The sequence below is a fragment of the Roseateles sp. FW301-B2 genome (assembly GCF_058788955.1).
This window is the reverse complement of sequence record NZ_JBYTBE010000014.1, coordinates 35,822-48,117: the sequence shown is the minus strand read 5'-3', so window position 1 is coordinate 48,117 and position 12,296 is coordinate 35,822. Positions and strand designations below refer to the sequence as shown.

The 12,296-nt window shown below is 70.8% G+C and carries 12 protein-coding genes and 1 pseudogene; 4 read left to right on the top strand and 9 right to left on the bottom strand.

Annotated elements, in window-relative coordinates; all coding sequences use genetic code 11:
* The 6 genes and pseudogenes from AC3WQY_RS11635 to dgoD form a co-directional block, all read right to left on the bottom strand.
* A pseudogene (locus tag AC3WQY_RS11635) lies at positions 1-981 on the bottom strand (ATP-binding cassette domain-containing protein); the annotation flags it as partial.
* 5 nt (positions 982-986) lie between these two features.
* Entirely contained in the window at positions 987-1,970 is a 984-nt protein-coding gene (locus AC3WQY_RS11630) for an arabinose ABC transporter substrate-binding protein (protein WP_492708488.1), read from the bottom strand.
* Entirely contained in the window at positions 1,967-2,908 is a 942-nt protein-coding gene (locus tag AC3WQY_RS11625) for an SMP-30/gluconolactonase/LRE family protein (RefSeq protein ID WP_492708486.1), read from the bottom strand. The genes AC3WQY_RS11630 and AC3WQY_RS11625 overlap by 4 nt, the downstream gene beginning before the upstream one ends.
* Before the next feature lie 81 nt (positions 2,909-2,989).
* Positions 2,990-3,622: a 2-dehydro-3-deoxy-6-phosphogalactonate aldolase gene (locus tag AC3WQY_RS11620; RefSeq protein WP_492708484.1), complete on the bottom strand. Its 633-nt coding sequence runs from the start codon at positions 3,620-3,622 to the stop codon at positions 2,990-2,992.
* A 10-nt stretch (positions 3,623-3,632) separates the two neighbouring features.
* Complete coding sequence (locus AC3WQY_RS11615) at positions 3,633-4,556, bottom strand: 2-dehydro-3-deoxygalactonokinase (RefSeq protein ID WP_492708482.1); 924 nt, start codon at positions 4,554-4,556, stop codon at positions 3,633-3,635.
* 136 nt (positions 4,557-4,692) lie between these two features.
* On the bottom strand, positions 4,693-5,841 hold the full coding sequence (gene dgoD / locus AC3WQY_RS11610) for a galactonate dehydratase (RefSeq protein ID WP_492708480.1): 1,149 nt from the start codon (positions 5,839-5,841) through the stop codon (positions 4,693-4,695).
* Positions 5,842-5,992: 151 nt separating this feature from the next.
* Between dgoD and AC3WQY_RS11605 the strand changes: the two genes are divergently transcribed.
* Positions 5,993-6,385: a hypothetical protein gene (locus AC3WQY_RS11605; protein ID WP_492708478.1), complete on the top strand. Its 393-nt coding sequence runs from the start codon at positions 5,993-5,995 to the stop codon at positions 6,383-6,385.
* A gap of 5 nt (positions 6,386-6,390) precedes the next feature.
* Here AC3WQY_RS11605 and AC3WQY_RS11600 read toward each other — a convergent pair whose 3' ends face one another.
* Complete coding sequence (locus tag AC3WQY_RS11600) at positions 6,391-6,825, bottom strand: hypothetical protein (protein WP_492708476.1); 435 nt, start codon at positions 6,823-6,825, stop codon at positions 6,391-6,393.
* A gap of 143 nt (positions 6,826-6,968) precedes the next feature.
* Here AC3WQY_RS11600 and AC3WQY_RS11595 point away from each other — a divergent pair, with 143 nt between their 5' ends.
* The 3 genes from AC3WQY_RS11595 to AC3WQY_RS11585 are packed head-to-tail and all read left to right on the top strand — an operon-like array spanning position 6,969 to position 10,588.
* Positions 6,969-7,775, top strand: a complete 807-nt coding sequence (locus AC3WQY_RS11595) for a helix-turn-helix transcriptional regulator (RefSeq protein ID WP_492708474.1) — start codon at positions 6,969-6,971, stop codon at positions 7,773-7,775.
* A gap of 10 nt (positions 7,776-7,785) precedes the next feature.
* On the top strand, positions 7,786-9,828 hold the full coding sequence (locus AC3WQY_RS11590; RefSeq protein ID WP_492708472.1) for a S9 family peptidase: 2,043 nt from the start codon (positions 7,786-7,788) through the stop codon (positions 9,826-9,828).
* Positions 9,829-9,880: 52 nt separating this feature from the next.
* Positions 9,881-10,588, top strand: a complete 708-nt coding sequence (locus tag AC3WQY_RS11585) for a glutathione S-transferase family protein (RefSeq protein ID WP_492708470.1) — start codon at positions 9,881-9,883, stop codon at positions 10,586-10,588.
* Positions 10,589-10,614: 26 nt separating this feature from the next.
* On the opposite strand, the gene AC3WQY_RS11580 is transcribed toward AC3WQY_RS11585, so the two are convergent.
* Together AC3WQY_RS11580 and AC3WQY_RS11575 are read right to left on the bottom strand one after the other, a co-directional pair.
* The gene (locus AC3WQY_RS11580; RefSeq protein ID WP_492708468.1) at positions 10,615-11,250 is read right to left on the bottom strand and encodes a response regulator; all 636 of its coding nucleotides are present in this window, start codon (positions 11,248-11,250) and stop codon (positions 10,615-10,617) included.
* Entirely contained in the window at positions 11,247-12,296 is a 1,050-nt protein-coding gene (locus AC3WQY_RS11575; protein ID WP_492708466.1) for a PAS domain-containing sensor histidine kinase, read from the bottom strand. The genes AC3WQY_RS11580 and AC3WQY_RS11575 overlap by 4 nt, the downstream gene beginning before the upstream one ends.

Here is a 12,296-nt window from a genome sequence, read left to right as displayed (position 1 = left end):
CCCCCCCCCCCCGGGCCCGGCGGCGCTGACCGGCGCGCCGTCCAGCAAGACCTGACCCCCACGGCGCCGGTCAGCGCCATAGAGCAGGCGCATCAGCTCGCTGCGGCCGGCGCCCACCAGGCCGAAGAAGCCCAGCACCTCGCCGCCGCGCACCTCGAAGGAGAGGCCATGCGGCAGCGCCTGGCTGCGCAGCTCCTGCACCTGCAGGCGCCGTTGCCCGGCCGGGCGCGGGCGGTAGTCGTAGATGTCGCTGAGCTCGCGGCCCACCATGTCGCTGATGAGGCGCTCGCGCCGCACCTCGGCCATCACCGCATGGCTGGCCACCTTGCGGCCGTCGCGGAAGATGGTGCAGCTGTCGCAGAGCGCGTACAGCTCCTCGAGGCGGTGCGAGATATAGATCAGGGTGCGACCCTCGGCGCGCAGCGCGTGCACGAGGCGGAACAGGATCTCGCTCTCGCGGTGCGAGAGGCTGCTGGTCGGCTCGTCGAAGGCGATGACCTGCGCGTCCTGCGCGACGGCCTTGCAGATCTCGACCATCTGGCGCTGGGCGATCGAGAGCTCGCCGAGCCGGGCGGCCGGGTCCAGCTCGATGCCGATGGCGGCCAGCTGCGCGGCCACGCGGCGCTGCGCCTCGGCGTGGTCGACCAGGCCGAAGCGCGTGGGCAGGCGGCCCAGCAGCACGTTCTCGGCCACGCTCAGCTCGGCCACGTACTGCAGCTCCTGGTGGATCACCGCGATGCCGGCGGCGATGGCGTCGCCGGCGCTGTGGAAATCGCAGGGCCGGCCGTTCAGCAGCAGGCGGCCGCCATCGGGGCGGTACTGGCCGCCCAGCATCTTCAGCAGCGTGCTCTTGCCCGCGCCGTTCTCGCCCAGCAGGCCATGCACGCGGCCGGCATGGGCCTCGAAGCTGACCCCGTCGAGCGCCTTGACGCCGGGGAACTGCTTGCTGACGTTCTCGAAGCGCAGCACGGCCGTGGACATGGCGATCACAAGCCCATCTGCCGACGCACGTCGGCCTGGTTCTTGCGCGTCATCAGCGTGCCGCTGGTGAGCGTCAGCGGCGGTGGCGCCTGCTGCTCGGCCACCCATTGCGCCACCAGCGCGGCGGTCTCGTAGCCATGGCGGCGTGGGCTGATCAGCACGGTGCCGAAGAAGGCGGTGGCGGCGGGCTTGGCGAACTCATTGAGCGCGGTCTGGCTGCCGCCGATGCCGATGCCCAGCAGCGCGTCCTGCCTGAGGCCGCGGCCCTCGCCGGCGCGCACGGCGCCCAGCACCGCCTCGTCGTTCATGCCGAACACCACCCAGCGCTTGAAGCCGGGATGCTTGGTGAAGGCGATGTTGGCGGCGTTGAAGGCGTTCTCGGTATCGGTCTTGGCCTGCGGCGCGTCCACCAGATTGGCCGCCGGCAGGCCGGCGGCCTTGAGCGCGTCCAGCGCCCCCTGGGTGCGTTCGCGCGCGGTGGGCAGCTGGTCGAAGGCCACCCGCAGCGCGCCCACCTCGGCCGCGCGCCAGCCGCGCGCCCGCATCTCCTCGGCCAGGCCCTGGCCCACCTGCCTGCCGATCTCGTAGGCCGAGATACCCATGTGCGGGATGCTGGCGATGGGCTTGCCGGCGCCGTCCACCAGCTGGTCGTCCACCGACATCACCTTGAGGCCATGGCGCTTGGCGGCGCGTTCCACCGCCATGCCCAGCTTCACGTCCGGCGCGCAGATCACGAAGCCCCGGGCCTTCTGGGCCGCCAGGTTGTCGATCGCGGCCATCATCTTCTCGCCGTTGGGGATGCCGATCTTCACCAGGCTGAAGCCCTTGTCCTTGGCCGCCTGTTCGGCGAAACGCCATTCGTCCTGGAACCAGGGCTCCTCGGCCTGCTTGACCAAGAAGCCGATCTTGAGCGGCTCGGCGGCGCGGGTTGGGGCGGCCAGCAGCCAGGCGGCGCCCGCCGTCAGGGTCTGGCGTCTTGTCGGGCTCATGTCTTGTCTCCGTGATGCGTGTCGTCAAACAGCGTTTCGGCCACCGCCAGCGGCCGCGCCAGGCTCAGGCCGAACAGGCTGCCCGCGAGCGGCATCGCCTGCAGCGCCTCGCGGGTCAGGCCCTGGCGCGCCGTGCTCGCCAGCAGCTGGTCGCCGGCCGGGCCGCCCAGCGCCGGGCAGCTAGGGTTGGCCACCGGCACGCGATGGCGTTCCAGCAGGCTGCCGTCGGGTGCATAACGGCAAATCTGGCCGGCACCCCATTGCGCGTTCCACAGGCAGCCCTCGGCATCGATCACCGAGCCATCGGGCCAGGCCTCCGCGTCGTCCATGGTGGTGAAGCGGCGCACATTGGCGACCCGGGCCGTCTCGGCCTCGTAGTCGCATTGCATGATGGTCTGCGTCAGCGTGTCGCAGAAGTACATGCGGTGGCCGTCCAGGCTGAAGCAGATGCTGTTGGCGATGGCCACCGCCGGCAGCGCCAGGCGGCGCAGGCCGTGCTGCAGCGAGTACTGATAGAAGCTGCCGATGGTGTCGACGGGGCGGCGCTCGCGCGCCTCGTTCATGGTGCCGAACACGAAGTAGCCGCGGCGGTCGCAGCGGCCGTCGTTGACGCGGGTGCGCGGCTCCAGCGCGTCCACCGCCAGCAGCGGCGTGAGCTGGGCCGGCTGCGGGCCGGCGGCCTGCCGGTCTGCCAGCGTGGCCAGGCACAGGCGCTTGGCCAGGCCCAGCAGCAGGCGGCCCGAGCGCGCATGGGCAAAGCAGCCGAGCCGGTCCGGCAGGCGGCAGCTCAGCAGCGCGCCGCTGGCGGGCGTCCAGGCATGCAGGGCGCTGGCCTCGATGTCGGTCCACCACCAGCGCTGGCTGCCGGCATGCCATTGCAGGCCTTCGCCGAGCATGGCGGTCTGAGCCAGGCTCAGCGCAAGGGGCTTGGATGACAAGCGAATATCTCCGATATATTTATATTTGCAGCCAGCTTAACCAGGCCATGCATATCCGTCCTATAGATATTTCCCCTCTACCTATCTTGAATTCGCATAGCTGCTGACGAAGCCGCGCGCCCGCTCGGCAACCTCGGCGGCTGTCATGCCCGGCGCGTAGAGCGCGCCGCCGAGGCCGAAGCCGGCGGCGCCGGCGGCGCGGTAGGCCGCCATCGCCGCCGGCGTGATGCCGCCCACCGGCAGCAGGCGCAGGCCGGGCGGCAGCACCGCGCGCATCGCCTTCACCACCGCGGGCGTGAGCAGCTCGGCCGGGAACAGCTTCACCGCATCGGCGCCCGCTTCCACGCAGGCCAGCGCCTCGGTGGGCGTGGCGGCGCCAGGCACGCAGCTGAGGCCCTGCGCCTTCACATGGGCGATCACGCGCGTGTCGGCATGCGGCATCACGATCAGCTCGCCGCCGGCCTCGCGCACGCGGTCGGCTGCACCGGGGCTCAGCACCGTGCCGGCACCCAGCAGCGCGTCCGCGGGCAGGCAGCGCGCCAGCCGGGCGATCGAGTCCAGCGCCTGCGGCGAATTGAGCGGCACCTCGATGAGGCGAAAGCCCTGCTCGTACAGGCGCAGCGCGATGGCCTCGACCTCGTCGGGGCGGATGCCGCGCAGGATCGCCACCAGGGGCAGGGCGGCGAAGGCCGCGTCGAATTTGCTGCTCGGCATGCGGGCGTCCTTAGCAAGTTTGGCTCAGCCGCCACAGGCCCAGCGCGGCGGTATTGGGCAGCAGGCGCGGCGCGGCGCGGTCGAACAGCGCCAACGCGCTGGCATAGCGCTGGCACAGCGCCGGCTCGCCCACCAGCACCAGCGGCGCATCGGCATCGCGAGCCGCCAGGCCGGCGCGCAGCTCATGGCCGATCAAGAGGCCGGAAAGATAGTCGGGCAGGGCGCTGCCGGCCAGGTGCCCGCCGAGGCCCAGGGTGCGCACCGCAAACAGCTGATGCGAAAGGCCTTCCTCGCCGCGCTCGCGTGCCGCGCGCACGCCCGCGGCAAATGCGCTTGGATCGCTGCAGTCCTCGCTGGGCATCAGGCGTGCGAGCACCGAATGCTGGCGCAGCAGCGCGTAGAGCTCGCCGGTCAGATGGGTGGCAAAGCCGAGCAGCCGGCCATCGACGACGCGGGCCCATTTGCTGTGCGTGCCGGGCATGACGACGCAGCTGCGCGCGCCCAGCTCGGGCGCCAGCGTCAGCGCGCCCAGCAGCTGGGTCTCCTCGCCGCGCATCAGGTCGGGCACGCCCGCGGCGCTCTCGCAGCGCAGGCCCGGCAGCAGGCGCAGCGCATGGCCGCGCCAAGGCACCGCCAGCGCGCCAGCGGCAAGTGCCTGGGCATCGGCGGGGCAGTCGGCGTACGGCACTTCGCGCCAGCCATGCTGGCTGCCCACCATGCCGCAGGCCAGCATCGGCAGGCCCAGCGGCGACCAGTCGGCGATCAGCTCGTCCAGCGCCGCCGCAAAGGCGGCCGGACCGGCCGGGCCGCCCGCCAGCGTCGAGGCGCCCCGCGCCGACCGCCGCTCGCTCAAGACCTGACCCCGGGCATCGATGAGCATCGCGCGCAGGCTGGTGCTGCCCCAGTCCAGCCCGATCAGTTCCGCCTTGCTCATGACGATGCATCCTGGACGGAGCATGGCTTGCAGGCGAGCGCTCGTGCCCAGCGGAGCGCGCGGATCCGGCTCTGCCGGGCCGCCGGGCTTGCCCCCTTGAGGGGGAGGTGCGAAGCGCCTCGGGGGTGGGCCATCCTCACCATTCGGCCACGCTGCCATCGGCGTGGCGCCACAGCGGGTTGCGCCAATCGGGCGCGCTGCGGCTGGCCGCGATGACGCGCTCCTCGTCCACCTCCACGCCCAGGCCGGGCCCGGGCAGCGGGCGGATATAGCCGCCCTCGATATGGAAGTCGGCGCGGTTCTTCACATAGTCCAGCAGCTCGCCGCCCTGGTTGTAGTGGATGCCCATGCTCTGCTCCTGCAGCACGGCGTTGTGCGAGACGAAGTCCACCGCCAGGCAGGCGGCCAGCGCCACCGGGCCCAGCGGGCAATGCGGCGCGAAGGCGATGTCGTGGGCCTCGGCCATGCCGGCGATCTTCAGGCATTCACTGATGCCGCCGGCATGCGAGAGATCGGGCTGCGCGATGGCCAGGCCGCCGGCGGCGAACACGCGCTTGAACTCGAAGCGCGAGTACATGCGCTCGCCGGCGGCCAGCGGGATGCTGGTGTGCTGGGCCAGGCGCGCATAACTCTCGTCCTGCTCGGCCAGCACCGGCTCCTCGACGAACAGCGGGCGGTAGGGCTCCAGCTCGCGCAGCATCACCTTGGCCATGGGCGCGCCGATGCGGCCGTGGAAATCGATGCCGAACTCGATGGTCTGGCCGAAGGCGGCGCGGATCTCGGCGATGCGGGCCACCGCGGCATCGACCTTGGCGGCGCTGTCGATCAGCCCCATCTCCTCGCTGCCGTTGAGCTTGAAGGTATCGAAGCCGCCTTCGCGCAGGCGCCGGATGCCGGCGATCACATCGGCCGGGCGGTCGCCGCCGACCCAGGAATAGGTCTTCATGCGATCGCGCACCAGGCCGCCCAGCAGTTCGTAGACCGGCACGCCCAGGGCCTTGCCCTTGATGTCCCACAGCGCCTGGTCGATGCCGGCAATGGCGCTCATCAGGATGGCGCCGCCGCGGTAGAAGCCGCCGCGGTACATGGTCTGCCAAAGGTCGTTGATGCGCGCCGGGTCGCGGCCGATCAGATAGGGCTCGAACTCGTGCACGGCGGCCTCCACCGTGCGGGCCTTGCCCTCGATCACGGGCTCGCCCCAACCTGCGACGCCGGCGTCGGTCTCGATCTTCAGGAACAGCCAGCGCGGGGCCAGGCGATAGGTGGTGAGCTTGGTGATCTTCATGGGCATGGTCGATTTGCCCGGCGAGCTTAGGGGTGCGCCCTACATGGGAAATATGCTTTGTTGAGGCCCAGCTATGTCAACTTCGGATAGGCCCGCATGGCAAGATGGACGGCCTCGTTCTTCATCTTGTGCATTCACGCAGGGAGCCCGCATGCGCCAGCGTTACCGCCGCCGCCCCGACCAGGCCGTCACCGCCGTGCGCCTGGCGCTGGATTTCGACGGCTTTCTGGCCTACCGCAAATGGGGCCATGAGCAGCGCGCGCAGGCGGGCGACTGGCTGGTGGACAACGGCGGCGAGGTCTACACCGTGGCGGCCGACTCCTTTGCCCGGAGCTACCGCGAGCTCAGCCCCGGGCGCTGGATCAAGGCGGCGCCGGTGTGGGCCGAGCGCGCTGCCCGCGCCGGCAGCGTGGCCACCAAGGAGGGCCTGACCGCCTACCAGGCCGGCGACTGGCTGGTCTCCAACGGCGCCGATGGCAGCGATGCCTATGCCATCGCTGCGGCGCGCTTCGAGCAGCTCTACGAGCCCGATCCCGAGGCCTGAGCCTCTCAGGCCTGGTGCAGCGTGTGCGCGCCGGCCGGCGCCGCCGCGGCCGGCGCGGAGCCGCGCAGGCCCAGCAGCTGCAGCGTGGCCAGGCCGGTCACGCCCAGCGCATGCATGAGCAGGAAGCCCAGGCCCCAGGCGCTGGGCGCCACCAGGCCGGACAGCGCCAGCGCCAGGCAGCCGAGCGCCCAGCCGAGGTTGCCGAAGGCCACCAGCTTCACCAGCCCGCGCGCCAGCGCCGGGCGGCTCAGCATCCAGGCCAGCAGCAGGCCATAGCCCAGCATGAAGAGGCCGCTTTCCACCAGCAGCGGCTGCGGCAGCGCCAGCAGCGCACCGAGCGGGCGCGCCAGCAGCAGCTGCAGCGCGGCCAGGCCGCCGCTGATGACGATGTCGGCCAGCAGGGCGGCCTTCAGCAGACGCGAGGGACGGATATGGAACATGGCTGACTCCTTCGAGGTGGTTGTGAATCGGTGCCTGCAGTATTTCCAGGCCGGGCGGGCGCGTCGATTACCTGGCAGGTAAGCGGCGCGAGCTTGGCGACAATGGCGGCCGGCCGCAGCATCCGCGGCAGGCGGGAGAAGGCATGCAGACACAGCAGCAGGCACAACAGCTTGTCGAGCCGAGCGCGCTCTTGCGCAGCTGGCGCAGCAAGCGCAGGCTCAGCCAGATGGAGCTGGCGCTCGAGGTGGGCGTCTCGCCCCGCCATCTGAGCTTTGTCGAGACCGGCCGCGCGCGCCCCAGCGCCGAGCTGCTGCTGGCCCTGGCGGCGCGCCTGGACATGCCGCTGCGCGAGCGCAACCACCTGCTGCTGGCCCATGGCCATGCGCCGCGCTACTCGCAGCAGCCGCTGCAGGCGCAGGACATGCAACCGGTGCGCGCCGCCCTGCAACGCCTGCTGGACGCCCACCAGCCCTATCCCGGCCTGGTGCTGGACCGGCACTGGAACGTGGTGCTGGCCAACCGGGCCGCGCTGGATCTCACCGCGCTGCTGCCGCCCGAGTTGCGCGCCGCACCGCCGCAGCCGCTCAACATCATGCGTGCCAGCCTGCATCCGCAGGGCATGGCGCGCTTCACCAGCAATTTCGCCGACTGGGGCGGCTATCTGGTCGAGGCCTTGCACCGCGCCGTGCTGGAAAGCGGCGATGCCGAGCTGCTGGCGCTGGAGCGCGAGGTCAGCGCCTACCCGAATGTGCAGGCGCTGCCCGCGGCCGCGGCGCCCGCCGCACCGGCCCTGCTGGTGCCCTGCCAACTGGAGCTGCCGATCGGCCGGCTCTCGCTCTTCACCACCCTCACCAGCTTCGGCACGCCGCGCGACGTGACGCTGCAGGAGCTGTGCGTGGAACTGTTCTATCCCGCCGATGGCGAGACCGAGCGCCTGCTGCGCGGCTAGGATGCAGCGCATGCAAAGCCAGAAAAAACCCGCCGCCCAGCGCTGCCTCGATGCCGAGGATCTCTGGTCCATGGACCGCATCGGCCAGCTGGCCCTGGCCCCCGACGGCCGGCGCGCCGTGTGCACGCTCACGCGCAGCAGCATGGCCGAGAACCGCTCGCGCTCCAGCCTCTGGCTGCTGCCCACCGAGCGCGCCGCGCCGCTGCAGCTGACCCAGTGCGGCGACAAGGACGGCCAGCCCGCCTGGTCGCCGCAGGGTGATCGCATCGCCTTCCTGGCCAGGCGCGAGCAAGGCGAAGGCGCCCGGGACGAGACGCCCCAGCTCTACCTGATCTCGCCCGATGGCGGCGAGGCGCGGCGCGTGAGCCAGTTTGCGCCCGGCATCGAATCCTTCAAATGGCTGGCCGACGGCAAGCGCATCCTGTTCGCCGCCTGGGTCTGGCCCGGGCTCAAGGGCGCGGCCGCGCAGGCGCGCCAGTACCGCGAGTTCAGCCAGCGCAAGGAAAGCGGCTACGCCACCAGCGAGGCCTATTACCGCTACTGGGACCACAACATCCCGCAGGGCCGCGTGCTGCATCTGCTGCTGCTGGAGCTGGCCACCGGCCGGGTGCGCGATCTGTTCGAGGGCACGGCCTACGAGCTGCCGCGCGACGCCGCCGGCAACGAGGTCTACGACCCGAGCCCGGATGGCCGCCGCGTGGCCTTCCAGCATGACCCGGCACGCCCGCCCCTGCCCGGCAACCGTCTGGCGCTGGCCGAGATCGATCTCGGCACGCGCCGCATCAAGCCGCTGGCCGACGACGCGCAATGGGATTTCGGCGCACCGCGCTACCGGCCCGATGGCAAGGCCCTGGCCTGCACCGCCGCCCAGGTCGGCCATCGCCACACCGCCCTCAACCAGCTCGCCCTGGTGGGCCCGGGCCGCGGCTGGCGCCTGTTGGCCGAGCATGCCGACCTGCATGTGCAGGCGCCGCTGCGCTGGGCCGCCGATGCCTCGGCCCTCTTCTTCACAGCCGAGCAGCGCGGCCGCTGCCATCTGTGGCGGCATGGCCTGGCCGCGCAGGACCTCGCCATCGCGCATCAGGGCGGCTGGGTGCAGGGCTTCGACATCGCGGGCGAGGTGCTCGTCACCGCCAGCGACAGCGCCCTGCATCCGGTGCGCGTGCAGGCAAGGCGCGCCGGCATGGATGAACCCATGCGCCTGGAAAGCTTCAACGACGGCCTGCTGGCGCAGCGCCAGCTCGGCGAGCTACGCGAGGTAAGCGTCACCGGCGCCCTCGGCGAGCCGGTGCAGCTGTGGCTGACCTTGCCGCCCGGCTTCGACGCCAAGGCCAAGGCCAGCAAGAAGTATCCGGTGATGCAGGTCATCCACGGCGGCCCCTTTGCCGCCGCCGGCGACACCTTCAGCTACCGCTGGAACCCCCATGTGCTGGCCGGCCGCGGCCATGTGATCGCGCAAGTGAACTACCACGGCTCCAGCGGTTTCGGGTTCGCCTTCCGCGACAGCATCATGGGTCGTCAGGGCCAGCTCGAGCTGGAGGACATCGAGGCCGCGAGCGACTGGCTGCGCAAGCAGCCCTGGGCCGACAAGCAGCGCCTCAGCGCCACCGGCGGCAGCTATGGCGGCTTCCTGGTCGCCTGGATGAACGGCCACGTCAAGCCCGGCCGCTACCGCAGCTATGTCTGCCACGCCGGCGTGTTCGACCGCGTCGCCACCTTCAGCGCCGACTCCTATATGGACCGGCCGCGCGACCTGGGCGCGCGCTACTGGGACGACGGCCCGAAGGTGCTGGCCCAGAGCCCGCACAGCGCCGCCGCGCAGATGCACACGCCCACCCTGGTGATCCATGGCGCGCTGGACTACCGCGTGCCCGACTGCAACGGCCTGGCCTACTACAACACCCTCAAGGCCCGCGGCGTCGATGCCCGCCTGCTCTGGTTCCCCGACGAGAACCACTGGGTGCTGAAGCCGCAGAACTCGCGGCTCTGGTACCGGGAGTTCCTGGACTGGATCGTGGCGCACGATGCGCCGGCAGGTGCAAGACGGGCTTGATCTGGTCAAATTCGGCGGCTGCGTCTTGTATCAACCCTGAGCACCATCGGCCATGCAAGCACTGAAACTCCGACTCTTCGATTGGGGCCCGTCGCCCTTCTGCATGAAGCTGCGCTCGGTGCTGAGCTACAAGGGGCTGCCGTACGAGCGCGTGCCCGTGCTGGGCCCGTCGCTGATGGAGCTGCTGCGGCGCAGCGAGGTGCGCAAGGTGCCCGCGCTGGACATCGACGGGCGGCTGCTGATCGACTCGACCGATATCGCGCACGAGCTCGAACGCCTGTTCCCGATGCCGCCGATCCTGCCTGCGGATCCGCGCCTGCAGGGTCTCTCGCATGCGCTCGAGGACTGGGCCGACGAGGCGCTGTATTTCCTGGGCCTGTACTTCCAGTGGCTGGAGCCGCGCGGCAAGCCGATGGTGCGCAAGGCCTTCGGCGCCACGCCGCTGGGCATCGGCGCGCGCCTGTTCTATCAGCGCCGCATCGCGGCGCAGCTGCGCGGGCAGGGCACGGGCCGCAAGTCGGCCGGCCACATTGCCAGCGACCTGCGGCGCGAGCTCGCGGCCCTGACGGGCATGCTGGCCGGCCAGCCCTTTCTGCTGGGCGCGCAGCCCTATCTGTGCGACTTTGCCGTCAATGCCCAGCTGGTCTACATGTCCCGCCCGCCCGGCAGTGCCGAGATCCTGGGCGAGTACCCCGTGCTGGCGGCCTATATGGAGCGCATGAAGTCCCTGCGCGCAACGCCTGGGCAGGCGGGCGGCTGAGCGCCGGAGCGCGGGCCGGCCCGCGCTCAGCAGGGCACAACCTTGTGCCGCACCGCATACATCACCAGCTCGGCATTGCTTTCCACGCCCAGCTTGCGCAGGATGCGGGTGCGGTAGGTGCTCACCGTCTTGACGCTGATGAACATCTTGGCGCCGATGTCGGTGAGCGAGATGCCCTGCACGATCATTAGCATGATCTGGTGCTCGCGGCTGGAGAGCTTCAGGTGTGGCGCCTCGTCGCCGCCACCTCCGGGCTGCAGCAGCAGGCGCTGGGTGGCGGCGCTGGTGAGGTAGCGGTTGCCGCGCACCACCTCGTGGATGGCGCGCACCAGCTCCTCGGATTCCACGTCCTTGGTCAGGTAGCCATTCGCGCCGGCGCGCAGCGCCACCAGGGCGTATTGCTCGGCCGGGTACATGGAGAGCAGCAGCACCGGCAGGCGCGGGAACTCGGCGCGTATCGACTGCATCGCTTCCAGGCCGCTGCGGCCCGCCATGTTCACGTCCAGCAGCACCACGTCGAAGGCGCCGCCGCGCAGCTTGCCGAACATCTCGGCCACGTCCTTGGCCTCGTCGGTGACGCGGATGTCGGCCTCATCGGAGAGCAGGCGGCGCAGTCCGGTGCGGAAGATGGTGTGGTCGTCGACCAGCAGGGCTCGGATCATGGCGCGCTCGGTATCAAGAGGTGCAGGCGGGTGCCGCCCGCGGGCAGGGCCAGCAGCTCGAGGCTGCCGCCCAGTTCACGGGCGCGCTCCCGCATGCCCAGGATGCCACGCGCGTCCAGGCGCGGCACGTTGCCGGCCAGGCCCATGCCATCGTCGCGCAGCTCGAGGCTGAAGCTACCGCCGGCCTCGGCCAGGCGCAGCGCCACATGGCGTGCCTGGGCATGCTTGGCGATGTTGTTGAGCCCCTCCTGCACGATGCGGTAGACGCTGGTGGCGCGGTCGGCGCGCAAGGCCGGCAGGGCCTCGGTGCAGGCGAACTCGCATTCGATCTCGTAGCGCGTACCGAAGCGCAGCAGCTCGCGGCGCAGGGTTTCCTGCAAACCCAGGTGGTCCAGGCCGCTGGGGCGCAGTTCCTCGGACATGTCGCGCACCGTCTGGATTGCTTCCTGCGTCACCTCCAGCAGGCCGGCGATGATGGTCTTGAGTTCGGCGTCGGCCACACGCCGGTCGATGCGCCGCACGTCCATCTTGATTGAGGCCAGCAGGCCACCCAGCACATCGTGCAGCTCGCGTGCGAACTGGCCGCGCTGGGCCTCGCGGTCGCGGTTGATCTGGGCCGCCAACTCCTGCAGGTCGCGGCGCGCCTGGCGCAGCTCTTCGTCGCGCCGCACGTTCTCGGTGACGTCGATGCCCACCCCTACCACCGCGGGCCGGCCGCGGTAGTCCAGCCGCGAGGCATGCACCTCCACGTAGACGCGCCGGCCGTCCTTGTGCAGGCCCGGTGAGACATAGCGCGTGCCGCCCAGCTCGCCGCTGATGCGGCGCCGGAAGATGCTCAGCGACTCCTCGAGGAAGTCGGGCGGGATCAGCTCGTGCAAGGTGAGCCCGGTCATCTCGGCGCGCGTGTAGCCCAGAAAACCGGCCCAGGTTTCGTTGCAATAGACGAAGCGCTGGTCCTGGATCACGTAGACGCCGGCAATCGACTGCTCGACGATGGACTGGAAGGAGGGATCCTCCAGCGCCAGCTTATGGTCTGTGGTGCTCAT